Source organism: Serratia odorifera, assembly GCF_041448735.1.
GTDB lineage: Bacteria > Pseudomonadota > Gammaproteobacteria > Enterobacterales > Enterobacteriaceae > Serratia_F > Serratia_F odorifera.
Map to the genome: position 1 here is coordinate 280704 of NZ_JBGMUT010000003.1, position 22994 is coordinate 303697.

At 56.3% G+C, this 22994-nt stretch carries 24 protein-coding genes and 1 pseudogene; 13 read left to right on the top strand and 12 right to left on the bottom strand.

Going from position 1 to position 22994, the window contains the following annotated elements; translation table 11 throughout:
- Nucleotides 1-28 precede the first annotated feature (28 nt).
- The 3 genes from ACCC84_RS11745 to ACCC84_RS11755 are packed head-to-tail and all read right to left on the bottom strand — an operon-like array spanning nucleotide 29 to nucleotide 3289.
- The gene (locus ACCC84_RS11745) at nucleotides 29-808 is read right to left on the bottom strand and encodes a TIM barrel protein (RefSeq protein ID WP_004958432.1); all 780 of its coding nucleotides are present in this window, start codon (nucleotides 806-808) and stop codon (nucleotides 29-31) included.
- Nucleotides 808-1827, bottom strand: coding sequence for a Gfo/Idh/MocA family oxidoreductase (locus tag ACCC84_RS11750; RefSeq protein ID WP_039991713.1), 1020 nt, complete (start codon nucleotides 1825-1827; stop codon nucleotides 808-810). Before ACCC84_RS11750 ends, ACCC84_RS11745 begins: the two co-directional genes overlap by 1 nt.
- A 13-nt stretch (nucleotides 1828-1840) precedes the next feature.
- On the bottom strand, nucleotides 1841-3289 hold the full coding sequence (locus tag ACCC84_RS11755) for a sugar porter family MFS transporter (protein WP_004958437.1): 1449 nt from the start codon (nucleotides 3287-3289) through the stop codon (nucleotides 1841-1843).
- Between the two features lie 185 nt (nucleotides 3290-3474).
- Between ACCC84_RS11755 and ACCC84_RS11760 the strand changes: the two genes are divergently transcribed.
- Entirely contained in the window at nucleotides 3475-5436 is a 1962-nt protein-coding gene (locus ACCC84_RS11760; RefSeq protein ID WP_371901930.1) for a sigma-54-dependent Fis family transcriptional regulator, read from the top strand.
- Nucleotides 5437-5512: 76 nt separating this feature from the next.
- On the opposite strand, the pseudogene ACCC84_RS11765 reads toward ACCC84_RS11760, so the two are convergent.
- Nucleotides 5513-6268 (bottom strand): annotated as a pseudogene (locus tag ACCC84_RS11765) (NADPH-dependent F420 reductase); the annotation flags it as partial.
- 94 nt (nucleotides 6269-6362) lie between these two features.
- Between ACCC84_RS11765 and ACCC84_RS11770 the strand changes: the two are divergent.
- Nucleotides 6363-6740 carry a winged helix-turn-helix transcriptional regulator gene (locus tag ACCC84_RS11770; RefSeq protein WP_004958446.1) on the top strand — a complete coding sequence of 126 codons (378 nt, stop codon included), beginning with the start codon at nucleotides 6363-6365 and terminating at the stop codon, nucleotides 6738-6740.
- A gap of 101 nt (nucleotides 6741-6841) precedes the next feature.
- Here ACCC84_RS11770 and ACCC84_RS11775 read toward each other — a convergent pair whose 3' ends face one another.
- Nucleotides 6842-7522 carry a cysteine hydrolase family protein gene (locus ACCC84_RS11775; RefSeq protein ID WP_004958449.1) on the bottom strand — a complete coding sequence of 227 codons (681 nt, stop codon included), beginning with the start codon at nucleotides 7520-7522 and terminating at the stop codon, nucleotides 6842-6844.
- Nucleotides 7523-7674: 152 nt separating this feature from the next.
- On the opposite strand from ACCC84_RS11775, the gene ACCC84_RS11780 reads away from it, so the two are divergent.
- Entirely contained in the window at nucleotides 7675-8637 is a 963-nt protein-coding gene (locus ACCC84_RS11780; protein WP_050763106.1) for a GlxA family transcriptional regulator, read from the top strand.
- 69 nt (nucleotides 8638-8706) lie between these two features.
- On the opposite strand, the gene ACCC84_RS11785 is transcribed toward ACCC84_RS11780, so the two are convergent.
- Nucleotides 8707-9402 (bottom strand): B3/B4 domain-containing protein, encoded by a 696-nt coding sequence (locus tag ACCC84_RS11785; protein ID WP_371901931.1) that lies wholly within the window; start codon nucleotides 9400-9402, stop codon nucleotides 8707-8709.
- A gap of 43 nt (nucleotides 9403-9445) precedes the next feature.
- Here ACCC84_RS11785 and ACCC84_RS11790 point away from each other — a divergent pair, with 43 nt between their 5' ends.
- Nucleotides 9446-10048, top strand: coding sequence for a helix-turn-helix domain-containing protein (locus tag ACCC84_RS11790; protein ID WP_004958457.1), 603 nt, complete (start codon nucleotides 9446-9448; stop codon nucleotides 10046-10048).
- A gap of 113 nt (nucleotides 10049-10161) precedes the next feature.
- Here ACCC84_RS11790 and ACCC84_RS11795 read toward each other — a convergent pair whose 3' ends face one another.
- Nucleotides 10162-11070, bottom strand: a complete 909-nt coding sequence (locus tag ACCC84_RS11795) for a LysR family transcriptional regulator (RefSeq protein ID WP_004958459.1) — start codon at nucleotides 11068-11070, stop codon at nucleotides 10162-10164.
- Between the two features lie 249 nt (nucleotides 11071-11319).
- On the opposite strand from ACCC84_RS11795, the gene ACCC84_RS11800 reads away from it, so the two are divergent.
- Together ACCC84_RS11800 and metC are read left to right on the top strand one after the other, a co-directional pair.
- The gene (locus ACCC84_RS11800; RefSeq protein ID WP_371901932.1) at nucleotides 11320-12600 is read left to right on the top strand and encodes an amino acid permease; all 1281 of its coding nucleotides are present in this window, start codon (nucleotides 11320-11322) and stop codon (nucleotides 12598-12600) included.
- Nucleotides 12601-12609: 9 nt separating this feature from the next.
- The gene (metC, locus tag ACCC84_RS11805) at nucleotides 12610-13788 is read left to right on the top strand and encodes a cystathionine beta-lyase (RefSeq protein ID WP_004958466.1); all 1179 of its coding nucleotides are present in this window, start codon (nucleotides 12610-12612) and stop codon (nucleotides 13786-13788) included.
- Between the two features lie 298 nt (nucleotides 13789-14086).
- On the opposite strand, the gene ACCC84_RS11810 is transcribed toward metC, so the two are convergent.
- From ACCC84_RS11810 to ACCC84_RS11820, 3 genes are read right to left on the bottom strand one after another with little or no spacing between them, the layout of a single operon-like run.
- On the bottom strand, nucleotides 14087-14362 hold the full coding sequence (locus ACCC84_RS11810) for a pentapeptide MXKDX repeat protein (protein ID WP_004958470.1): 276 nt from the start codon (nucleotides 14360-14362) through the stop codon (nucleotides 14087-14089).
- A gap of 57 nt (nucleotides 14363-14419) precedes the next feature.
- Nucleotides 14420-15208 carry a molybdopterin-dependent oxidoreductase gene (locus ACCC84_RS11815; protein ID WP_004958472.1) on the bottom strand — a complete coding sequence of 263 codons (789 nt, stop codon included), beginning with the start codon at nucleotides 15206-15208 and terminating at the stop codon, nucleotides 14420-14422.
- An 11-nt stretch (nucleotides 15209-15219) separates the two neighbouring features.
- Nucleotides 15220-15831 carry a cytochrome b/b6 domain-containing protein gene (locus ACCC84_RS11820; protein ID WP_004958475.1) on the bottom strand — a complete coding sequence of 204 codons (612 nt, stop codon included), beginning with the start codon at nucleotides 15829-15831 and terminating at the stop codon, nucleotides 15220-15222.
- Between the two features lie 147 nt (nucleotides 15832-15978).
- On the opposite strand from ACCC84_RS11820, the gene ACCC84_RS11825 reads away from it, so the two are divergent.
- The 5 genes from ACCC84_RS11825 (at nucleotide 15979) to ACCC84_RS11845 (ending at nucleotide 20490) form a co-directional block, all read left to right on the top strand.
- Complete coding sequence (locus tag ACCC84_RS11825) at nucleotides 15979-16692, top strand: winged helix-turn-helix domain-containing protein (RefSeq protein ID WP_004958478.1); 714 nt, start codon at nucleotides 15979-15981, stop codon at nucleotides 16690-16692.
- A gap of 3 nt (nucleotides 16693-16695) precedes the next feature.
- Nucleotides 16696-18168 (top strand): sensor histidine kinase, encoded by a 1473-nt coding sequence (locus ACCC84_RS11830; protein ID WP_371901933.1) that lies wholly within the window; start codon nucleotides 16696-16698, stop codon nucleotides 18166-18168.
- Nucleotides 18169-18580: 412 nt separating this feature from the next.
- The gene (locus ACCC84_RS11835; RefSeq protein WP_198773824.1) at nucleotides 18581-19093 is read left to right on the top strand and encodes an Ail/Lom family outer membrane beta-barrel protein; all 513 of its coding nucleotides are present in this window, start codon (nucleotides 18581-18583) and stop codon (nucleotides 19091-19093) included.
- 41 nt (nucleotides 19094-19134) lie between these two features.
- A complete protein-coding gene (locus ACCC84_RS11840) occupies nucleotides 19135-19515 on the top strand; it encodes a hypothetical protein (protein WP_371901934.1) in 381 nt (126 codons plus the stop codon).
- A gap of 183 nt (nucleotides 19516-19698) precedes the next feature.
- Nucleotides 19699-20490 (top strand): lysozyme inhibitor LprI family protein, encoded by a 792-nt coding sequence (locus ACCC84_RS11845; protein WP_004958488.1) that lies wholly within the window; start codon nucleotides 19699-19701, stop codon nucleotides 20488-20490.
- 109 nt (nucleotides 20491-20599) lie between these two features.
- Here the strand turns inward: ACCC84_RS11845 and ACCC84_RS11850 are convergent, their stop codons facing one another.
- Nucleotides 20600-21343, bottom strand: coding sequence for an SDR family NAD(P)-dependent oxidoreductase (locus tag ACCC84_RS11850; protein WP_004958491.1), 744 nt, complete (start codon nucleotides 21341-21343; stop codon nucleotides 20600-20602).
- A 115-nt stretch (nucleotides 21344-21458) separates the two neighbouring features.
- Between ACCC84_RS11850 and ACCC84_RS11855 the strand changes: the two genes are divergently transcribed.
- Both ACCC84_RS11855 and ACCC84_RS11860 read left to right on the top strand, forming a co-directional pair.
- On the top strand, nucleotides 21459-22013 hold the full coding sequence (locus tag ACCC84_RS11855) for a TetR/AcrR family transcriptional regulator (RefSeq protein WP_102991038.1): 555 nt from the start codon (nucleotides 21459-21461) through the stop codon (nucleotides 22011-22013).
- Between the two features lie 99 nt (nucleotides 22014-22112).
- Nucleotides 22113-22442, top strand: a complete 330-nt coding sequence (locus ACCC84_RS11860) for a hypothetical protein (RefSeq protein ID WP_071586652.1) — start codon at nucleotides 22113-22115, stop codon at nucleotides 22440-22442.
- Here the strand turns inward: ACCC84_RS11860 and ACCC84_RS11865 are convergent.
- Nucleotides 22420-22994 (bottom strand): DUF4225 domain-containing protein (locus ACCC84_RS11865; RefSeq protein ID WP_371901935.1); only part of this gene is annotated, 575 nt, incomplete at its 5' end. The genes ACCC84_RS11860 and ACCC84_RS11865 overlap by 23 nt on opposite strands.

Sequence of the window (22994 nt, forward strand, 5' to 3'; positions counted from 1 at the left end):
GCTGCGCATCTACCCGGCGGCGTGGCGCTTATAGGGTGAAGTGGTCGCGGAACTGCTGCAGTGCGGCGGTGCTGTCGCCGCTGGCCCAGCCTTCCATTGCCACGGTGCCCTGATAACCGATCTGCTGTAACGTACGGGCAATGGCGCGATAGTTGATCTCGCCGGTGCCCGGCTGCTGACGCCCTGGCACGTCGGCCACCTGGATCTCACCGATGGCCGGGCCGGCACGGCGGATCAGGGCGATCAGATTGCCTTCGCCGATCTGCGCGTGATACAGATCAAGGTTCATTTTCAGCGCCGGGCTGTTCACCGCTTCGACCAACGCCAGGGTATCGGCGGCCAGGGCGAACGGCGTACCGGGATGGTCGACCGGCAGATTGAGGTTCTCCAGCGTGAACACCCGCCCGGCACGCTCGCCCAACTGCGCTACGCGGCGCAGCGTTGCGGCGGCTTGCAGCCACATCGCCCCACTGACCACCGCCACCGGCTTCACCGGCAGACCCCGCTCGTCCAGTCCGCTGCCGTGCAGATTCAGCGTCGGGCAGTTCAGCCGTTCGGCCACTGCCAGCGAGGCTTCGGCGCTCTGCAACAGCTGCGCGATACCGTCGCTGTCGGTCAGATTGCCGCTCAGGTAGCCGGTCATGGAGGTGAAACGTGCGCCGGTGGCGACCAGGGCGTCAATGTCCTTATTGGCCCAGTCCCAGATTTCGACGCCGAACCCGAGCGCGTGAATACGCTCGACGCGTTCAACCAACGGCAGATCGAGAAACACCATTTCGGCACAAACCGAGAGTTGATAGCCGGCCATCAGCGACCTCCCAGGGCGATCGGGCGGTTCTGCCGTACCGACTCAATGCAGGCCAGCGCGATTTCCAGCGCGTTACGCGCATCTTCGCCGGTGGCACGTGGCGTTTCACCGCTGCGGATGCAGTGGGCAAATTCCGTCATTTCAGCTACATAGGCGTCACGCAGCAGATCGGAATCCAGCCGCGAAGTATCAATGGCGATACCGCCCTGATGGTAGCGTACGCAGTGAGTGGCATTGATATGGCCAGCCTGCAACATGCCTTTGCTGCCAAATACTTCCCCACGTACGTCGTAACCGTAGACAGCCTGGAAACTGGCCTCGGCGGTGGCAATTGCGCCGTTGTCAAAACGCAGGGTGACTACCGAGGTATCCAGCAACCCCTGCTGCTTGAAGTCCGGGCGCACCAGCGCATCAGCCAGCGCGTAGACTTCCACCGGTTTTGCGCCGTGGTTGAAATGCAGCAGCGTATCAAAATCGTGGATCAGGGTTTCCAGAAAAATAGTCCACTGCGGGATCGGCGCCGGATCGCGCAGCGCCGGGTCGCGGGTAATCGAGCGACTCAGCTGCGTGGTGCCGTTTTCACCGGACTTGACCGCCGCAATCGCTGCGGCAAAGCCCGAATCAAAGCGGCGGTTAAAGCCCACCTGTAGCACCACGCCGGCCTGGTTAGCTGCCGCAATCGCGCGATCGGCTTCGTCCAGCGTGACCGCCATCGGTTTTTCACAGAACACATGTTTACCGGCCTGTGCGGCGGCGATCACCCATTCGGCATGAGTGCGTGCCGGGGCGGCAATGGCAACCGCATCGATATCCGGATCGTGCAGCAATGCGTGCAGATCGCCATAGGCCTTGGTAATGCCGAGCCGTTGCGCCAGCGTTTCGGCGGCGCCTGGCTGCGGATCGGCCACCGCGCTCAGCCGGGCTCCCGGCACGCGATAGGCCAGGTTTTCTGCGTGAAAGCTGCCCATGCGACCGGCGCCGATCAGGCCAACGCGTACCGGTTGTGAAGATATAGTCATGCTGCACTCCTTGTTATTTGTGGTTCGCCCATTCAGGCATGGAAGAGGGGTCAACCGGTCGAGGCGCCTCGGGGGCGAAACGACGGGATTTGGATAACATCAGCGGTTCGATGTGTTCGAGCGACACGCCACGGGTTTCCGGCAGGAAGCGCCGCACAAACCAGAACGCGATCAGGCTGCCTGCGGCACACAGCATCAGTGGGAATGCGCCGTTGAAGTGTTCCATCAACACCGCGCTGCGGTTCATCATCGGGAAACTCTGGGTGACGATAAAGTTCGCCACATACATCGAAGAAAAGGCAAAGCCCATCGCCACGGCGCGGATGCGGTTGGGGAAGATCTCGGAGATCAGCAGCCAGGCACCGAGGCTCCATGACAGGCCGAAGATCAGCACGAAGGCCACCAGCCCGAGCACCGGCACCAGTCCGTCGATATGTGCGATAAAGGCCCAGGAGGTAAAGATCAGGCTGATGGTGCAACCCAATGCGCCCCAGCGCAGCAGCGGCGTACGGCCGATCCTGTCCACCACGTTGAGGCAGACAGCGACGCCCACCAGCAACGCCAACCCCAGGAAGATGCTCTGGAATAACGAGGCCTGGGTACTGCCGGTGACGTTTTGCAGCAGTGACGGTGCGTAATACAACAGGATATTGATGCCGGAAACCTGCTGCAAAATGGCGATGGCACAGCCAATCAGCAGGATATAGCGGGTACGTGCATCGCGCAGCAGGCCGCGCTGCGCGACCTGAGCATTATGCGGGGAGGCGCTGGCCAGGATTTCTGCCAGCAGCCGGTCGGCATGTTGCGCGTTGGACAGCCGGGTCAGTACCTGCCGCGCCCGTTCGGTTTTGCCCCTTAGCGCCAGCCAGCGCGGCGATTCCGGCATAAACGGCACCAGCAGCAGGAACATCACGCAGGGCACGACTCCCGACGCCAGCATCCACCGCCAGCCGTCGCTGACTATCCACGCATGCGACATGCCGCGGGCAATCAGATAGTTGACGATATACACCGTCAGTTGCCCGCCGACCATCAGCATCTGTTGCAGTCCCAGCATGCGGCCACGCCAGTCTTTCGGCGACACTTCGGCGATATATAACGGCGTGATGGCCGACGCCATGCCCACCGCCAGACCGCCGAGCAGGCGATAGAGAACGAATTCGCCCAGGCTGGTGGCCAACGCCGAGCCGACGGCGGAAATCACGAACATCAGCGCGGTGACGATCAAGGTTGATTTGCGGCCAATCCGATCGGAAATGTAGCCGACGCAGCAGGCGCCAATCACGCAACCCAGAATAACGTTTGAAACGGCCCATCCGCTTTCCCAGGGGGAAAGATTGAGATGTTCCGTTAGCGGATCGATCACCCCGGAGATCACCGAGGCGTCATAACCGAGGATCACCCCACTGAGTGAGGCGATGGTGCAGATAAAAAAGATCAACGGTAAATTGTGTTTACCCATAGTCACTTATTTCCTTTTGGCGCGTTCGGCGTAGGTGTCATGGGTATTGCAAAGGCGGTGCCAACCTCAAAACGTGGCAATCTGTGAGGTGCTGCACAGATATACATCACAATCTGGCAACAAAATTTACATGCCAACCTTACATGTAAATAAAATGAACATTCCATACAAAGCCGGAGTGCCAGATGCGAGTCCTCGATCGTTTACCGTTCAAAGATGAAAGTGATCCCATATTCAGCCTGCCGGACGGCGCAGAAGTGGCTGAATGGGACAGCCTGCTGTGGCAGGGCTGGCAGCGTTTTTTAGCCGGCGAAAGCTCTCACTGGATACGGCACAGCATCTGGCAGTCCTGGCAACGATCGCAGCAGCGGGCGATCGATCCGCTGTCGTTTGTCTATGTCACGCCAGCCGCTGACGAGCTGGCGGCGATCCTTGAACGCAATGCCGATCTGATCCAGGTGGCGCGCAGCATTATGGAAAACCTGCTGGCCTATAATCCGGATGGTCATATCAACCTGACCGACGCGCAGGGGGTGACGCTGCATTATTGCGGGGCGGATATGACGCCGGTCGGCAGTATCCTGCGCGAGGAGGTACTCGGCACCAACTGCACCGCGCGCTGCCTGATTGAACAGCGGCTGGTGTATGTGCTGAGCGGTGAAAACTGGAAGTTCGATCTGCGTAAGCGCAACCGGCAGTGCGCCGCCGCGCCGGTACGCGATGCCGGCGGCAGCCTGATTGGCGTGCTCACCCTGACGGCGACGCCGGACAATTTCAACGCCCATACCCTGGGGACGGTGCAGGCCGCGGCGGAGGCGGTAGGCCAGCAACTGATGTTGCGGCGCCTGCTGGCCGAACAGCAATCGATCCTCGAAACGCTCAATGAAGGGGTGATCGTCTGCGATCGTCACGGGCGGATCAAAACCCTCAACCGTTACGCGCGACAGATCTTCAGCGGTATCGATCCCGAGGGCGGATCGATCGATGCGTTGTTGCAACCGCAGCAAGGATCGTTGCTGACGTTGCCGTTTTGCAATGACCGCGAGTTGCAGTTCATGCCCGACGGCGAGCGGCCGCTTTCCTGTCTGATTTCACTGATGCCGGCGCCGGACGGCGGGCGGGTGCTTTCATTGCGTGAGAATCAGCGCATCCGCGCCATTACCCGCCGGGTAATGGGGGTGAGCGCCCGTTACACTTTTGAGATGATTCGTGGCAATGCGCAGTGCGTACAGCAAGTGATCCAGCAGGCGCGCGCCGGCAGTCGCAGCGACAGCACCATATTGCTGAGCGGTGAAAGCGGCACCGGCAAGGAACTGTTTGCTCAGGCGATCCACAATGCCAGCCCGCGTCGGCAAGAACCCTTTATTGCGCTTAACTGCGGCGCATTGCCGCGCGATCTGGTACAGAGCGAACTGTTTGGCTACGTCGACGGCGCCTTTACTGGGTCAAGGCGCGGCGGTTCCGCCGGCAAGTTCGAACTGGCCGATGGCGGCACGCTGTTTCTGGACGAAATTGGCGAAATGCCGCTGGAAGCGCAAACCAGCCTGCTGCGCGTGTTGCAGGAGAGCGAGGTGCTGCGCATTGGCGCAGCGCATCCGTTGAAGGTAGACGTGCGCATCATCGCCGCCACCCACTGCGACTTGCTGAGCGCGGTCGCCAAAGGGGCATTTCGCCGCGATCTCTACTACCGCCTGAACGTGATTTCGCTGGAAATCCCGCCGCTGCGCGCACGCCGCGAGGATATTCCCGAGCTGGTCAATACCTTCATACAGGCGCTGTGCACCCGGTTAAAACGCATTCCGCCACGGGTAATGCCGGCGGCAATGCGCTGTTTGCAGGACTGGCATTGGCCGGGCAACGTGCGCGAGCTGGAAAACCTGGTAGAACGCACGCTGAACCTGTGCGAAGGGGTGGAGATAGACTGCCGCGATCTGCCTGACGATATGGCGCAGGCGTCTGTGACGCCAACGCTATCAGGCGCGCGGCCTTCGTTGCAGGAAAGTGAACGCCAGCATGTGCTGCAGGTGGTGGCCGAGCAGAACGGCAACCTGCGCCAGTCCGCGCAACTGCTGGGTATTTCGCGCACCGCGCTGTACAACAAACTCCGCCAATGGCAGGTGGATGTGGCCGCCTTCAGGCGGCGCTGAACGGCATCATGCAGCGGGCAGGCCGCGATAAATCTGCCTGCCGGCAGCCGCCATTGGCAGGTTGCGCGTGATATTTTTATTCAGTTGGCCAGTTAACCTTGCGGTTAAGCGCAACGATCTCCTGATGCGAAGGCGTATCGCCCAGCGCAGCAAAATATTCCGGCAACTTGTCGCGCTTGTTCACCGCTTCACCGGGTTTGGCCGCCGCCAGCGCACGCTGCATGGTGGGCGCGTCCCAGTCGCAGCAATAGGCCGGTGTGGATGGCTGCTGTCGCCAGGAGTCGGCCAGCGATCCGCCGTCGACCGGGTCAAAACCGCTCTGATTGACCACCTCCATCACGCGTTGTTTGGCGGCAGCGTCATCGCCGGCAACGGCAATCGCCAGTCGGCCCGGCTCGCCCTGCGGCAGCCCGCGCTCTGCCAGCGAATCGGCCAGTATATTGTTGAATGCCTTGATCACCGGACGGCCAATCTGCTGTGCCACCCACAGGCTTTCGATCTGGCCGGCATCTAATGCGGGAATATGCACATCTCGCAGGTCTGGATAGTAGTTGCTGGTATCGACCACCGGCACATCCGCCGGCAGCGTAGCAAACAGCTCGGCCGGCATCTCGGCCAGCGCCGGCAGCGGCACCGCGAGAATCACCATCTCGCTGCCGTTAATCGCCCCCTTGACGTCAGCGGCGGTGACGCCGATTGACTCGGCGAATTGACGCACGCCGGCGACTCCTCTGGAGTTGGCGACAGACACCCGGTGCCCGGCCTGGCTGAGCTTGCGAGCCAGCAGCCCGCCAATGTTGCCTGTGCCAATAATACCGATATTCATATTCTGCTCCTGATTGTCTCTTGTCTTGCGTTACGCTATCGATTAGCTTACAAAAAAACAAGAACCGACAATTAAGTGTGTTACACACCAGGAGGTAAGTATGGAGCGAGACTGGCGCTGCGACGATCCGCAGCAACGGCTTTTTTGGGCGGCGGCCACCAGCGAAGCGTTGAAGACGCTGGAGGGCAAGTGGAAAATCATCATTATCTGCCAGCTGTTTGCCGCCAGGCAGCCATTGCGCTTTTCCGAGCTTGAACGGCGGGTGGAAGGGGTAAACCAGAAAATGCTGATACAGCAGTTAAAGCAACTCGAACAGGATGGCATCGTGGTGCGCCACGCCTATCCTGAGGTGCCGCCGCGCGTCGAGTATGCGCTGAGCGATATCGGCAAAGCGCTGGGGCCGTCGCTCGAAGCGCTGATTGACTGGGCCTTTTTACGGCGCGCCGCAATGCCTGCCGGCGCTGAGGCTACACAATAAGGGCCGGTTGGTGGCGGTCGATCCCGTGTCCTGATGAACGCACGGCAATGGCCTGTGCCGATTGCCGTGCGGGGCGCTGCGTGGATTGGCGGCCGGTGGGGTTATTCGACCGGTAATGCCAGCACCTGCTGGGTAGTTTTTATCTCGGCAAAAACGTCAGCCACGCCGGCCAGCGCGGCGCGTTGCAGGCTGGCATGATCGACCACCTGATTGTCCCAGGTGGCCAGATCGCGAGTGGCGGTGGCATCCTCGGGAATAATCACCTGATAGCCCAACGGTAACGCATCGCGCGCGGTGGTAGAAACGCACATGTGGGTCATCAGGCCGGTGACGATCAACGTCTTGATGTTTTTGCTTTTTAATTGTCGATCAAGATCGGTGCCGACAAACGAACTTGGGGTGGCTTTGCTAATCACCACATCACCTTTTGACGGCTGCAAATCTGCATGAAACTGCGCAGATTGACTGCCTTCGGCAAACAGCGGCCCATCAGCTGGCCCAATATGGCGCACAAAGAATACCGGCATGTTGTGGCGATGGGCGAATGCCACCAATTTTTGGCTATTCCCCAGCGCCTTGAGGCCGTCCGGGATCGGCATTTTTCCGCTAAAATATTCATTTTGAAAATCAATCACCAGCAAGGCGGTTGTGCCAGCCACCAGGGCTTTGGTCGGCTGAGCGCCGCTCATGGTGCGGATGGTAGGCGCCTGTGTGGCCTCGGCCGTCAGGCTGGCAACGGTCATGGAAAGCGCCAGTGCGCTGTAAGCGAGCAGTTTTTTCATGGTAAATATTCCTTTATCGGCTTGGCACGGTGGGACGGATTCCCGCGGTGTGGAGCAATTTTGCCGCTTTACCGATCGCGGCAATAGCTATCGGCGTGACCAAAAACGATACTATTAGGCCAAATTGCATCGAGGTTTATACAGGTGGGGTAATGGCAGTCATCAAAGTCGGTGTTGTTGTTTTTCACGATATCATTCCCTTTCACCTTTCCGTGCCCTGTGCGGTGTTCGAACACGCGCTCGACGCGCAGGGCAGGCCGGCGTATCAGCTGATGGTATGCGCTACGGAACCGGGGCCGTTGCGTACCAACGCCGGATTTTCGATCATTGCCGAGCGCACGCTGTCGGCGCTAGAGCAGGTGGATATGGTGATTATCCCCAGTTGGAACGATCCGGCGCTGATGCCGTCGGCGGAACTGGTGGCCGCGCTGCACCGCGCGCATGCGCGTGGCGCCCGGCTGGTCGGGTTGTGCATGGGGGCGTTTGTGCTGGCGGCCAGCGGGTTGCTCGACGGCCGGCCGGCCACCACGCACTGGAACTGGATGAGCGCCTTTTTGCAGCGTTACCCGTCGATCTCGGTCGATCACAACGTGTTGTATATCGATGATGGCGATATCATTACCTCGGCAGGCACTGCCGCCAGTATTGATTGTTGTCTGCACCTGGTGCGCCAGCAATGCGGTGCCGAAGTGGCCAATACGGTGGCTCGGCAACTGGTGGTTCCGCCGCATCGGCAAGGGGGACAGGCGCAGTTTATTGAACAACCGGTGTATAACACCGCCGGCGGCGATCGGTTTATGCAGGCGCTGAGCTGGGCGACGGAAAATTTGCAGCAGCCGCTGACGGTCGGCCTGATCGCCGACAAGGCGTTGATGAGCCGGCGCAGCTTTACCCGGCATTTCCAGCAAACCACCGGTACCACGGTTACCCATTGGCTGCTGAATCAGCGGTTGGCGATGGCGCAGCGATTTTTGGAGAAAACCGACCAGCCGGTTGAACAGGTGGCTCAGGCGGCTGGGTTCAGTTCGGCGCTGTCAATGCGGCGGCATTTTCAACAGCAATTCAGCACGACGCCGTCGCTGTATCGGCGTGAGTTTCGTACCGCAGGGCGTTAATACCCACGGCGAGCGCGGCAAAGCCGTCAGGCAAAAGCGCGGCGGCGGGCTGCACGCCGCGAGCCGGCGTTACGGCAGTTCGGCACCGATCAGATTGCTGTGCACCGTGGCGCCGGGCATCATCAACGTCAGGCCCCGCGTCAGCTCGTCGCCCGCCGCCAGCAGCGCATCGAGCGGCATGCTTGGCAGGCTTTCCAGAATGAACCACATCTGTGTGGCCTCGGCACCCAGCCGGGTTCTCACCCCTTGTCGCCAGTTCCAACGTCGGCAGGTAACCCCGCGATCGTCACGCCAGACGACTTCGCCCGCGTCGGGTGACTCCAGCGCCGGCTGGCCGTCCTTGACGGTATCAAACTGCTCGCTGCCCTCGGCGATGGTCAGTCGTGGCTGGCCGACGTAGGTGGCGATGTTTTCCCCACCGACCGGCACGGCGTAGCGAATGCTGACGGCGTTATACAGATCCACCAGCGGATCGATGCTGGGTAGCTGGCCATCGCGCAGTACCCGTTTATGCAGCGCTTCGGCAGAGCAGGGGGTGCGCTTGGGCTTGGCGCCGAATTTTTTGAATACCTCGGACCAGTCCGCAAGATGCGCCTCAGCCCAGGGAATATCACCGGCCACCACCGATTGGCAGGCTGTGGCCAGCAAGCGATCGGCTACCGCCGGGGCGGTTAATGGAGCGGCTTGCACCACGACGCTCAAGGCTCTGAAGCCGGGGGCGATAGCGAAGATCTCCGGGGCGATTGACGGGGTAACAGCGAACATTACATAATCCTATATTGACCAATTTATCTCATAGTAATGACCGATGACCAAAAAAGTCAATAAAACGACCGAGGCGGGCGCTGACATGCAGCATGTCAGTGAGGCGGTATCCAAAAGTATCAGCGATTATCGCAAGGGGCAAAAACTCTCGCTTGACGAGCTTGCGCGCCGTGCCGGCGTCAGCAAGGGCATGCTGGTGGAAATCGAGAAAGGCTCGGCTAATCCCAGCATCGCCATTCTGTGCAAAATTGCGGCGGCGCTTGGCCTGTCGGTGGCGGATATCGTCAATGTCACCCACGCCCCTGATAGCTGGCGGGTGGACAAACAGGACATCCCGACGCTGTGGCATGGAGAAAAAGGCGGCTCGGCGCGCTTGCTTGCGGGCACCAGCGGGCCAAATATGATTGAGCTCTGGCGCTGGGAAATGTTTCCCGGCGAGGTGTTTAGCTCTCCGGGGCATCCGCAGGGGACGCTGGAACTGCTGCATGTTGAAACCGGCGTGCTGGATCTGGCAACCGAGGCGACCACATTGCGGGTCACTGAAGGCTGTTCGGCAGTAGCCCGCACCGACAGCGCCCATCATTACGCCAACGCGGGAAACAGCCCGCTGGTGTTTACCATGACGGTGGCGGAGTTTCACCGCTAGCCGGCAGGGGAGTCAGGGGGCATCAACCGGCAAGGGGATAGCCATTTACACCGCTGCCTCCGGCTTTAACGGTCAACCTGACGACGGCACGCTGGCTATAATGGCATCGTTACTTACGGTTTTTCGTTAGTCGTGACGATGTGTTTGCTCAGATATTCAATAAATGTTCTGGTTAGCGGATTGACATATCTTGATTTTTTATCGATCGCGTATAAGTAGTGGGAAAACCCGGCATGGTATTCAGGTAGCAGGTGTACTAAATCACCTTTATTAATATATATCGTTGCCAAATAGTCAGGCAGGCAAGATACGCCATTATGATTAAGTAACATGCTTAATAATGTCAGGCTGGAGTTCGAGGTCAGGCAGGAATCGACTGGAACCATGACTTCGCCGTTATGGTCTGCAAACACCCAGTTATCATGATAGGCCATGACCGGATTGGTAATGCAGCGGTGGCGGGTTAAATCCGCCGGCGTTTTTATTGGCGGTTTGCCTGCCAGATAGTGGGGCGAACAACAGTAAATCCAGTTAATCTTGTTCAGTAATACATGATTTTCCGTCTCGGCTAGCTGCCGGGTTATTCTTAGCGCCAGATCGAAAGGGGTTTCTGACAGGTTAATAATATTATCATTCAGCTCAACATGGATTTTTACCTTGGGGAAACGCCGTTGGTAAGCGCTAATGAAGTCAGGCAGGATTTTTGAACCGTATGCCACCGAACAGGACAATCTGAGCTGGCCTTCTGGTTCACTAGGTCGCTGAACCTGAGCAAACATATCTTCGCACTCTTCAATCAGCATGATGGCACGGTTAAATACCGCTTCACCTTGTTCGGTAAGGAAAATATTTCTGGTGGTTCTGGTGATTAATTGCGTCCCCAACTGTTGCTCCAGCTTGGCCAGGCTTTTGCTGACTGCCGAAGGCGAGAGGCCAAGCTCTCTGGCTGCCTTGGCCAGACTTCCAGACTCGATGATGCGGACAAAAATACTCAGCTGACTTAAGGTGCCTGAGTTCAGCATATTACCTCCAGCGTTTCTATTACGGCCAATTATCGATATATTATACCTGTTGCCATTTCATAATATTATTTTATGTACCGCTGAAACTAGTATGCTCTTTTATTCACTGGTGAATTGATTGTAATTCATCAATGACCGATTTAATACAGAGCCGATCACAGATTACCCATTTTCTATTGGTCAATGCCAAAAGGCTGTGATTAGGTGGCGGCGTGGATGTTTTTATTTAACCAACCTGATGGTAATATTATGAACAACGCCTCGGAAACACAAAGTATAATAAATGGCAATAAAATACCCTTCACTACCTATGATGCCGGATGGGTCATCCTGTGTATTGGCATGGCAATTGGCGGCGGGATTATCTTTCTGCCAGTGCAGATTGGTTTGAAAGGTATTTGGGTATTTAGCTTATCGGTACTGATAGCCTATCCCGCATTGTATATGATGCAGTCACTTTATCTGAAAACATTATCGCAAAGCCCTGAGTGTAAAGACTGCTCGGGGGTGATTACCTTTTATTTGGGTAAAAACTGGGGGTTTTTCCTTGGGGTAGCCTATTTCATCATGCTGCTTAAAGGTATGCTGACCTATTCGCTGGCCGCCACCTTTGACAGCGCCTCTTATTTTCAAACCTTTGGCCTGACGGTAGGCACGCTGTCGGATAATGGCTGGTACGGGCTGTTGGTGTTATCCCTGCTGGTTTGCGTCGCCGCACAGGGTGAAAAAATGCTGTTTAGAGTTTCCGGCCCGATGGTGCTGGTCAAGCTGGGCGTGGTGGTGGTACTTGGCCTGGTGATGATACCGCATTGGGACATGCGCAATATCAGCCACCTGCCGCCGATCGGGGAATTGCTGATTGGTACCGTTTTAACCCTGCCGTTTACGCTGTTCTCCATTCTGTTCGTGCAAATCCTCAGTCCGATGAACGTGGCTTTCCGTAAAGTCGAGGCAGATCCGGTTGTCGCAACCTACCGGGCGCTGCGTGCCAGCCGGGTCGCCTATGGCATACTGGCCTGTTCGGTTCTGTTCTTTGCCTTTTCATTCACCTTTTCCCTGAGCCACCAACAGGCGGTCGAAGCGGCAGAGAATAATATTTCGGCGATGGCGATTGTCGCCAAAGTGATACCGGGTGAGCTGGTCAGGGTGATGTCGGTGTTGCTCAATGTCTTTGCCATCGTCACCGCCTTTTTCGGCATTTTCCTCGGCTTCCAGGAAGCGATGAAAGGTATCGTGGTCAATGTTATTTCTCGATTTGTCGACGAGAAGATGCTGAATGAGAAAATCATCAGCATTGCGGTTTCCGTCTTTATCGTGCTGCTGTTATGGGCCTGGGTGCTGACGCATTTCCCCATTTTGTTATTACAACAAATAGGCGCGCCGGTTTACGGCATTGTCTCATGCCTTATTCCTTGCTACCTGGTGCTGAAAGTACCGCAGCTTATGCAATATTATTCCTGGCGCGTGCTGTTTATCTCCGGCACCGGGATCCTGCTCTGCCTGTCACCTTTTTTTAAATTATTTGAGTAAAGGTACCCAATGAAAAGCCAATCAGAACTGCAAAAATTCAAGCTCAGCACCCAGTTATCGATGTTGGGACGAGACCCCGAGCAACAAAGCGGATTTGTAAACGCGCCGGTATATCGTGGCTCGACGGTGGTTTATAAAAGTTGTGACGACATCAGGCATAAAAGAGCACGTTTTTCCTATGGTACCTCGGGTACGCCAACCATTGAAAACCTGGAAAATGCCTGGTCTACGCTGTGTGATGCTGCCGGCACGGTGATTTCGCCCTCCGGGCTTGGGGCATTGGCATTGGCGCTTTTTTCCGTCACCCGCGCCGGCGATCATATTCTGGTGACGGATTCCGTTTATCGTCCTACGCGCAAGTTTTGCAATACCCTGCTGGTTAAATATGGCGTTTCGGTGACTTACTACGACCCGTTAATCGGCGGGGATATCGAGCGTCTGCTGCAGAACAATACCCGGGCGATCCTGCTGGAGTGCCCTGGTTCGCAAAGTTTTGAGATTCAAGATATTGGCGCCATCGTCGCGGTAGCAAAAAAATACGCTATCAGCACCATCATTGATAATACCTGGGCGACGCCAATTTTTTTCAAGGCTCATGCGCATGGCATTGATTTGTCGGTAGAGGCAGGCACCAAATACCTTGGCGGTCATTCCGATCTGCTGATGGGGCTGGTTTCGGCTACTGCCAGCCACTGGCCGGCACTGCGTGAAACTTACGATGCCATGGCAATGCTGCCCGGCGCGGAGGATTGTTTTCTGGCGCTACGCGGTTTGCGCACCCTGCATCTGCGGGTCCAGGAGGCGCAATCCCGTGGCCTCGAAATGGCTCGCTGGTTAAAGCGCCAGCCAGAAGTCAGTAAAGTCCTGCATCCGGCCTTTGAGGAGTGCCCCGGTCACGAAAACTGGAAGAAATATTTCACCGGCTCCACCGGGCTGTTTTCCATTGTGCTTGATCGACGCTTTGACCAGCAGAACGTTGAGCAGATGCTGGATAATATGCATGTTTTCGCCATGGGTTTTTCCTGGGGCGGCTTTGAAAGCCTGATCATTCCTTTCGACTGCGCCGAATACCGGACGGCAACAACCTGGGACCCGCAAGGGATGACCCTGCGTATTCAGATCGGTTTGGAAGATATCGATGATTTGAAAAACGATCTACGCCAAGGGCTGATGCGTTTGCATCATTGATAATGCTGCTCGCCTCGGGGGGAGGGTCTGCCGAGGCCGGTCGCCGGGGCCAGTCTGTTTGTGGCGTCGGCTCTGCCAGTAAGTACCAGATGAGCGGCGGATTATTGATTACTGCAAAAGTGGTGTGCCTTGGTCACTAATCCGGCGGCTGCGCTCTGAGCCAACGTTTTTCGTCGGCGTCGTGTCAGCTGCCATTCAAGCAGCCCTGCGTCATGCACATGGCGGGGGGCTTGCATTAAAAGCCGCTCTGGAGGGGAGCGGCTTCAGGATAGACACAGTAAGGATAATCGGCAGCAGCTTATTGGCTCATGGCGTCTTTTTTCATTTCATCCTTTTTCATTTCATCTTTTTTCATTTGCTGCTTGTTCATGGCATCTTTGCCCATATGGTCTTTTTTCATCGCCTCTTTCTTCATGCCGTCCTTGGTCATGCCGTCCTTGGCCATGCCATCATGCGACATCTGGCCCATCTGATCTTTCTTCATCGCATCTTTGCCCATGTTATCGGCGGCGTTGGCACTAACTACGCCCAGCGCCAGCGCGCTGCACATCATCACGGCGAATAATTTTTTCATGGTATTTCCTTCTATCAGTGAATAAGCACCTTGGTGCGGGGGAGCTTTGCGGCGGCGTTAACTGCCGCCAAACCAGTTGTAACCCTGATCTTCCCAGTAGCCGCCCGGGAAGCGGTTGGTGATTTCAATCACCTGAATATGCTTTGGGTTTTTGTAGCCGAGCTTGGTCGGCATCCGCAGCTTCATTGGGTAACCGTATTTGCGCGGTAGGGTTTTACCGTCATAGCTGAGCGCCAAAATAGTCTGCGGATGCAGTGCGGTGGCCATGTCGATGCTGGTGTAATAGTCGTCGGCGCAGGTAAAGCTGACATAGCGAGCGCCAAGGTCGGCGCCAATCGCCTGCAAAAATGCGGCGAACGGTACGCCGCCCCATTTGCCAATGGCGCTCCAGCCTTCGACGCAGATATGACGCGTCACCTGGCTGATATGCGCCATGCTGTGCAGCTGCGTCAGCGTCCACGGTTGTCTGTTCTGCACCAGACCGGCCACTTCCAGTCGGTAGTCATTACCGTCGATCTCCGGGGCCTCTTGTTCGGCGTAAAACGCGTTGAACGGGAAGGGGCGAGTGATCATCGATTCGGCATAAACCGGTGCCAGATGGTCGGCATTGAACAGCCAGCCCTGCACCCGATCGTTAAAGCGCGATATCTGGCTCAACGCCTGTTCCACGTTGCTGTTGGCGCTGATATCGCAGCCGGTGAGCATGGCGATGCCGCCAAGCGTCAGGCCGTTGCGCAGAAAGCGGCGGCGCGATGAACCGGCTAGCCGCTGCGTCAACAGACGCTGCGCCTCTTTGAGCAACGCCTGACCGTCGCTCGGGCCAAGGGGATTATTTTGCCGTTGCATCTCTCGTCTCCTTAACGTCCGCGTAGCATGGTCAGCAGCGTGCGTGGCACCAGCGCCACCATCAGCAGATGGATGGCGACGAAGCCAACCAGAGCGGCCATGGCGAAGAAATGCAGGTAACGCGCCGTTTCGTAACCGCCCAGCAGTTCGCGCAACAGCGGGAACTGCACCGATTTCCACAACACCAGTCCGGACAGCACCGCCATCAGGCTGGCTGCCATCACCAGCAGATAGGCGACCCGCTGCACCATGTTGTAATGGCGAGGGTCGGCGTGTTGCAGCCTGCCGCGAAGCGCCGCCAGCAGATCGCTGCCCAGTTGTCGCGGGCTGAGCGGCCAGAAACGCCGTTTTAAACGCCCGCTGAACAGGTTGATCAACAGATAGAACAGCCCATTGATGCCAAACAGCCACATGCCGGCAAAGTGCCATTGCAGTGCGCCGCCGAGCCAGCCGCCAAGCGTCAGCTCGTTGATAAAACGGAAGTCGAACAGCGGTGACGCGTTATAAATACGCCAGCCGCTGGTCACCATGATCAGCATTGCCAGCGCGTTGCACCAGTGGGTCAGCCGCAGCCATAGCGGATGAACAACGTCGGTTTTATCCTTGCTCGCGGTGATGTTCATGTTGTTACCTGGCGGTGGTGATTCGATAAGCACAGTATTCCTGCGATCTGTTCCCCAAGACCTCACGCAAAGTTAAATAAAATGTGATAACTCCAAGGCTGCCGGTTGTGTAGACTTTAAACAGGATTGAGCTAGGTGGTAGACAGGATGGAAAAGGCCAAAAGAATTTTGATCGTCGAAGACGATGGCAATATCGCCGAACTGTTGCAGTTGCATCTGCGTGACGAAGGCTTTGATATCAGCCACGCCGGCGATGGCAATCTGGGCATGGCGATGCTGGAGCAGGGCGGTTGGGATGCCTTGATCCTCGATCTGATGCTGCCGGGCATCGACGGCCTGGAGATTTGCCGCCGGGCACGCAATATGACGCGTTACACGCCGATCATTATCACCAGCGCGCGATCCAGCGAGGTTCACCGGGTGCTCGGTCTGGAACTGGGGGCCGATGACTATCTGGCCAAGCCGTTCTCGATGCTCGAGCTGGTGGCGCGGGTCAAGGCGCTGTTTCGCCGTCAGGAGGCAATGAGTCGCAACCTGCGTCTGGATGCGGGCATCTTGAGTATTGATGGTTTGGACATCGATCCTATCTCGCGTGAAGTACATCTCAATCAACAGCCATTGGATCTGACGCCGCGCGAGTTCGATCTGCTGTATTTCTTTGCCCGCCATCCCGGCAAGGTATTTTCCCGACTCAGTCTGTTGAACCAGGTATGGGGCTATCAACATGAGGGCTACGAGCATACGGTCAATACCCATATCAATCGGCTGCGCATCAAGTTGGAACGCAACCCGGCAGAACCCGAGCGTATCCTCACCGTGTGGGGAATGGGCTATAAATTCGCGGCCGCGCCGCAAGAGTAAACCATGAAAAACCTGACGCTTTTCCAACGCCTGAGCGTGACCTTTACGCTGTTGATGATGATCAGCTGTGCGATCTTCGGCTGGATACAGGTTCGCAGCAGCACCCAATACAGTCAGGCAGTGATCCAGCGGCTGTCCGTCAATCTGGCACAGCATATTGCCGACAGCAATACGTTGCTGGACAAGAATGGCCTGAATGCTTCCTCGGTAGAGCAGCTGTTTAGCCAACTGATGGCGGTAAACCCGAGCGTGGAGGTTTATCTGCTGGATAAACAAGGCAATATCATTGGTGATGCCGCACCGCCTGGGCGTATCAAACGCAGCAAGATCGATCTGTCGCCATTGCAGGCGCTTTGGTCCCGCGCCGACATGCCGATTTATGGCGATGACCCGCGTAGTCTGGATAAACGCAAGGTATTCAGCGCCGCGCCGTTAAAAATCAATGGGGCCGTTGAAGGGTATCTGTACGTCATTCTGCTGGGTGAGGATTATGCGGCGCTGACCGGTGATGCCCAGCTCAATTCTGCCGTGCGCATGGCGCTCTGGACCTCGGGGCTGATGGTGCTGTTCTGCCTGCTGGCCGGCTGGTTTGCCTTCCGCTGGGTGACGCGGCCGATCCGCCAACTGACCCGGCAGATTGGCGTGCTGGACAGCGGCGGCATCAGCGCGGTACAAGCCTATGCCGCACTGCCGCTGGCGGCGCCCGGCAGAGATGAGGTCAGCCAGTTGCAGTCGGCGTTCAGCCGTATGGCACGGCGCATTACCGAACAGTGGCAGGCATTGTCACAGCAGGATCGGCAGCGGCGCGAGTTTATCGCCAATATCTCGCACGATCTGCGTACGCCGCTCACCTCGTTGCACGGTTACCTGGAAACGTTGTCGCTCAAGTCTGCCGCTCTGACGGAGGCCGAACGCTTGCGCTATCTGGATACTGCGCTGGCGCAGAGCCGCAAGGTCGGACGGTTGGCGCAGGAACTGTTCGAATTGGCCAGGCTGGAATATGGCGTGGTGAAACCGCAAAAGGAGCCGTTCTCGCTAGGCGAGCTGGTGCAGGATATTTTCCAGAAGTTCGAACTGGCGGCGGAGGCGCGCGATCAACGGCTGTTGGCGGACATTCAGCCGGGGATCCCGTTGGTTAACGCCGATCTGGCAATGATCGAGCGGGTGTTGACCAACCTGCTGGACAATGCGCTTCGCCATACGCCGAACTCAGGGGAGATTACCGTACGCCTATGGCGGCAGGCGCAGCAGGTGATGGTACAGGTCAGTGACAGTGGGCCAGGCATACCGCAAGAGCTGCGAGCCGATCTGTTCGAGCGACCTTCGGTGCTGTACAGCGCCCGTCGCCATGCCGGTGGACTGGGGTTGATGATCGTGAAACGTATCCTGCAACTGCACGACAGCAACATTGTATTGCTGGACGTGCCGCACGGTGGCGCCAGTTTCCGCTTTTCCCTCAGCAGTGAACAGGGGTAAGCCGCATTGGCTGGCAGCTTATGGTGTCGGTTGCCGATAGCCGCGCTAATGATCGGCTTTTTTGGTGAGCTCGACGGGAGCGGTGGATGACTCAGATTGACGCATCCGCCGTTGCCATCGGCCCAATAAAGGATCAATGACGGTGCAGGTGGCGGGCTTGATTTACGCGACGATATTGCTTTAATAATTATAAAAACAAAACGTTAAATTTTTAATATTAAAATAGTCGATGGCGCAGATTGCCGGCGATGGGCAATGGCTTTGCGTCTGGATTATCAATTTCTCTGTTCCCCAGTTGATAAATGAGGAAATTCTTAAAATACAGCGTGAAAAACAAAATGAATTAAAATTAATTATTCCCAACGGGGGGAGTGAAAAGGATAATAAAGTGAAAATAAAACATTTAGTATTTATGATGATAGCGGCAGGCGTATCCCTTCCTGCCACGGTGCTGGCCGCGGGTGAGAGCTCGATATCTATCGGTTACGCGCAGAGTAAAATAAAGGATGTCGACGATCATCCCAAGGGCGTGAATGCGAAATACCGCTACGAGTTTGACGACCTGTGGGGAATAATTGGCTCGTTTACCTATACCAACCTGTCTTATGATTATTATGATGGTGGTGATAAGGTCGGTGATTCAGATTTTGATTATTACTCGCTGACCGCCGGGCCAAGTTACCGCTTCAATGACTATGTTTCTGTTTATGGTTTGCTGGGATTGGCTCACGGCAAAATAAAATCTTCCGCCTATTCGCGCTATTATGAAGCCGAGGGTGATGAAAGCAAAACCTCGGTGGCTTACGGGGTCGGTCTGCAGGTTAATCCCTGGCCTAATTGGATTATTGATGCGTCCTACGAATATTCCAAGTTGGATGACGCCAAAATCGGCACCTGGGTTATTGGCGCAGGCTATCGCTTCTAATGATTGCGAGGCCAGCCCTGACTGGCCTTGAGTACCTGCTTATGATGTTAACGTCTCTAAAGAAAATGCTGCTGATTTTCTCCCTGTCGGTCATGCCTGCCATCGCCGACGCCAAAGGCCCGGACTGTTGGCACTGGCCTGCGTCGATGGCACAGGTAAAGTTGAAAAACGGCCAGATAAAACATGCCGATGAGATTGATTCGGACAACCCGCGCCGGGTCAACAAGGTGCTGTTGAGCGAGCAGATGGTTGGTCTGGATCCGTTCTTTCATCAAGAAAACTACCTGCAAATATACCTGTTCACTTTTTTAGATGCCGCTGGCAAGCCGATTGCTCAGGCGATCACCAAAAGCCACTCTACCTATACCGAATGCTCAATGGATGAGGTTACGGTCTATGTGGTCTCGGCGGTGCTAGATTAAGCGTGATAGCATTAACGCCGTTTGATCGCTTGATCCTGCAGGATAACGGCGATAAGCGGCGTTTTTCGTTGCCAAGGCTGGTTAAAAGGGCGGCAATTACTATGCTATTAACACCGTTGTGTTATCGGTTCTGGTTACCGGGCGTGATTGATCAAACAGATAATCAGGCCACTAGGAGAAGAAATGAAACTGACCCCACGCTCTCCCCTGTTGTTAATCGCCGTTGCCGCCATGACGTTATTGTCATTCACGGTACGCTCGGCAGACAATCCGAGCTTTGACTGTAAGAAAAAGCTCAATAAGGTGGAGGGGCTGATTTGTTCCAATCCGACGCTGGCGCAACTCGACAAGACGCTTGCCGATACTTACCCGCAGACCCTCAACGCTGCCGATCAGGCGTCACGCGCCAAGATACAGGCATCGCAAAAGCAATGGTTGCAAGCGCGCGCCGGTATTTGCATTGCGCCGCAGAGCTGGCAGGGATTATTTAAACAGCCGATCTCGGATAATCCGCAACGCTGTTTGCAGGATCTCTATAGCTTGCGGATTGATGAATTAAAGCATGGCAAGGTGGACGAGTTCCCGGTTTATTGGCAGGCGCAGTCGAAAACGGCGTACTCGATCACCGGTGATATCCTGCTGGCTAACACCAGTATCCTGTTGGCCGGTGCAAAACCGCTGCACTTGAGCTTTGTAAAACGGCTTGATCAGACCAGGGCGATGGGGGATGGCGACTTTGACAGTGCAGACAACTTGTCGCTTTATAAAGTGGAAGGGGCAGAGGCGACGCCATTGATATCTGGTAATTATCTTTGTGACGAAAAAACCAAACCCAGCTTTATTGTCACCGCCGCCAGTCAGGATGCAAAACAATTGTCGATAGCGGTGTTCAGCGGCGCACAAGCCCCGGAGTGGAAGAAATCCTATCTTGAAAATACCCTGACGCTGTGTGGCACCTACGGTTATTCGCGCTAAGCGAGGAATATCCTGGTTTCTGTGGTCTATCAGGATGTTTCCACGCACGCTGAGCGGCGCAATCCGTTCGTGGCCGGTCTACATGACCGGCCACGACAACCTGCGGTACTTAGACCGCCAGGACGCCGCCATCCACCAATAGCTCCTCACCGGCAATAAAACCGCTGTCGTCCGAGGCCAGGAACAGTACCACTTTGGCGACCTCGTCTGTCTGACCCAGACGCCCGAACGGTGTCATTTGCTTTAAAGCTTCCTCTGCGCCGCTATTCTGCTGCAGGTATTTTTCCATCGACGGCGTGAGGATCATCCCCGGCGAAACCGTGTTCACACGGATGCCGCGGCTTTTAAGGTCGGTGGTCCAGGTGCGGGCAAAAGAGCGGATCGCCGCCTTGGTCGCGCTGTATATCGACAGGTTGCCAATTCCCTTGCTGCCGGCGACCGAACCGGCCAGGATCACCGTGCCACCGGCCGTCATTAGCGGCAGCGCCTTTTGTACGGTGAACACCGTGCCCTTGAGGTTGACGTCGAAGAGGCGCTCCAGGTGGGTTTCATCGATCGCCTCAAGCGCCGCGGTTTCGGATATCCCCGCGTTGGCGAACACCACGTCGATCCTGCCATGATCCTGCTGGATGCGTTGATACAGTCGATCGAGATCTGCGGCAATGGCAACGTCTCCCTGCACGCCGACGGCACCATTGCCAATATCCTTAATCGCCTGCTCCAGTGGTTCCTGCCGACGTGCGGTGATGTAGACATGCGCCCCTTCTGCCGCAAAGCGCTTTGCCGTTTCCAGGCCAATACCGTCGCTACCGCCGGTAATCACCACGACTTTATGGTCAAATCTCTTTGTCATTGCCTCGCCCTCAGATTAAGTGGATGGTTGCTCCACTTATAATATGGAGGTAACCTCCACTTAGCAAGCTGCCAGCCGTTAATTTTCATCTGGCAAGCAACAATGAGGAAAACGCTTGAGCAAACAACCCGTATTGCGCGTCGACGCGCAACAAAATCGTGAACGCATTCTGGCGGCGGCCGACGCACTGTTTCTGGAACGGGGCGCCGGAGCCTCGCTGGAGGAGGTGGCCAGGCGTGCCGGCGTGGGGATTGGTACGCTGTATCGACGCTTTGCCACGCGCGAGGAACTGCTGGCCGCGACCTATAATGCGCGGCTGTTAACGTTAGCCGAGGCAAGCCGTGCCAGAGATGCCGAACATGATCCCGTCAGCGCGCTGCGCGCCTATCTGGAAGGGCTGGTGATCAACACCACGCGGTATCGCGGTCTGGCGCTTTCGCTCGACACGGTGTTGCAAAGCGGCACCCCCGGTTGCGATGCGACCACCGAAGAAGGGCAGCGGCTGCTGCACTGCGGACAACAAGCCGGCATTATCCGCCCTGACGTCACGTTCGACGATCTGGTGTTTGTGGTAACCGCAAGTTCGCTGGCCGCCGAGCAGGATGAGGCTTTGGCCGCGCGCGTCAGCCATCTGGTAGATCTGTTCCTCAATGGCATCAGCGTACGTTGATATGCTGAGCAATAAGCCAGCCGCCCCCACCGGCCTGCTGGCCGGTTTTTTTTCGCCACGATAGCGGTATACTGCTTGGGATTATTGGAGGAATAGCGTGTGGCGATAACTGAACAAGCGTTGTTGGAATCAGGTTTTACCGCAAAGGATTTAAACAAACTCAGGAATAACATTGCCAATTACGGTGCTACGCGAGATGTGGTTATTGCACATCTGGCAAACCGATTTTTGGTTAACCTCTGGGTGACATTCGCTGTTCTGGCGCTATGCTTGATCGTGCTGGTTTTTGGTTCTGTCGATAGCGCGCTTTCAGGGGCCGTCGCCGGCTTATTTGTACTGGCAATTGGCTGGTTCACCGTACCTGCCAATTTAGCTTACAAGTCATGGCGTTTTAAAAGGCAGAAGCTTAATCAACCTGACGCTCGATAGTTAACAAATCAAAGACGACTTTCGCCTGAAGACCGTAACCGACTATTTTCATGGTTAATTTAGGTCTGCTCATCGTATCGACTTTGCGATAAAAATCAGTCGGCAAATAGCGGAACAACCGCCACGTACCTGGCCTTCTTAACAGGCCAAATATGCTGTAGGCGTTTGCCGTCAAAGATACGGCTTTGAAGACCCCCAGGCCGCTATCGCGACTGAATCCCATAAATTCTGCGGTCATCATGGTGCCGTTTGCGAGCAGTCCTGCCGATTCAGGTTTATTGCGTATCTGGTGATCGAACTCGCGTGAAATGGTATTGAATCCGTCGGTGATGAGAATTACCCCAGCCATGATGCCGATAGGCGTGCCGGCAGTTGCCAAAGCGAACCCACCAAATACTTCCAGTCCGGCAAAGACAACGTTCACCGCTGAAATGACATAACCCACTATCTGGTTATTTTCCTTGATAAATTCAACCTTGGCATACAGCTGGGCCGCCTTTGTCTTGAGCAGGCGATCCTGTTCAATCAGACCGTCATTTTCTGCCCGTAGAT

Coding starts and splice junctions, on each gene's coding strand:
- ACCC84_RS11810 (WP_004958470.1), bottom strand. CDS start 14,362: ATGAAAAAATTATTCGCCGTGATGATGTGCAGCGCGCTGGCGCTGGGC.
- ACCC84_RS11780 (WP_050763106.1), top strand. CDS start 7,675: ATGGCAGTCATCAAAGTCGGTGTTGTTGTTTTTCACGATATCATTCCC.
- ACCC84_RS11850 (WP_004958491.1), bottom strand. CDS start 21,343: ATGACAAAGAGATTTGACCATAAAGTCGTGGTGATTACCGGCGGTAGC.
- ACCC84_RS11845 (WP_004958488.1), top strand. CDS start 19,699: ATGAAACTGACCCCACGCTCTCCCCTGTTGTTAATCGCCGTTGCCGCC.
- ACCC84_RS11795 (WP_004958459.1), bottom strand. CDS start 11,070: ATGCTGAACTCAGGCACCTTAAGTCAGCTGAGTATTTTTGTCCGCATC.
- ACCC84_RS11760 (WP_371901930.1), top strand. CDS start 3,475: ATGCGAGTCCTCGATCGTTTACCGTTCAAAGATGAAAGTGATCCCATA.
- ACCC84_RS11830 (WP_371901933.1), top strand. CDS start 16,696: ATGAAAAACCTGACGCTTTTCCAACGCCTGAGCGTGACCTTTACGCTG.
- ACCC84_RS11835 (WP_198773824.1), top strand. CDS start 18,581: ATGATGATAGCGGCAGGCGTATCCCTTCCTGCCACGGTGCTGGCCGCG.
- ACCC84_RS11815 (WP_004958472.1), bottom strand. CDS start 15,208: ATGCAACGGCAAAATAATCCCCTTGGCCCGAGCGACGGTCAGGCGTTG.
- ACCC84_RS11745 (WP_004958432.1), bottom strand. CDS start 808: ATGGCCGGCTATCAACTCTCGGTTTGTGCCGAAATGGTGTTTCTCGAT.
- ACCC84_RS11825 (WP_004958478.1), top strand. CDS start 15,979: ATGGAAAAGGCCAAAAGAATTTTGATCGTCGAAGACGATGGCAATATC.
- ACCC84_RS11775 (WP_004958449.1), bottom strand. CDS start 7,522: ATGAAAAAACTGCTCGCTTACAGCGCACTGGCGCTTTCCATGACCGTT.
- metC (WP_004958466.1), top strand. CDS start 12,610: ATGAAAAGCCAATCAGAACTGCAAAAATTCAAGCTCAGCACCCAGTTA.
- ACCC84_RS11790 (WP_004958457.1), top strand. CDS start 9,446: ATGACCAAAAAAGTCAATAAAACGACCGAGGCGGGCGCTGACATGCAG.
- ACCC84_RS11785 (WP_371901931.1), bottom strand. CDS start 9,402: ATGTTCGCTGTTACCCCGTCAATCGCCCCGGAGATCTTCGCTATCGCC.
- ACCC84_RS11800 (WP_371901932.1), top strand. CDS start 11,320: ATGAACAACGCCTCGGAAACACAAAGTATAATAAATGGCAATAAAATA.
- ACCC84_RS11750 (WP_039991713.1), bottom strand. CDS start 1,827: ATGACTATATCTTCACAACCGGTACGCGTTGGCCTGATCGGCGCCGGT.
- ACCC84_RS11755 (WP_004958437.1), bottom strand. CDS start 3,289: ATGGGTAAACACAATTTACCGTTGATCTTTTTTATCTGCACCATCGCC.
- ACCC84_RS11840 (WP_371901934.1), top strand. CDS start 19,135: ATGATGTTAACGTCTCTAAAGAAAATGCTGCTGATTTTCTCCCTGTCG.
- ACCC84_RS11770 (WP_004958446.1), top strand. CDS start 6,363: ATGGAGCGAGACTGGCGCTGCGACGATCCGCAGCAACGGCTTTTTTGG.
- ACCC84_RS11820 (WP_004958475.1), bottom strand. CDS start 15,831: ATGAACATCACCGCGAGCAAGGATAAAACCGACGTTGTTCATCCGCTA.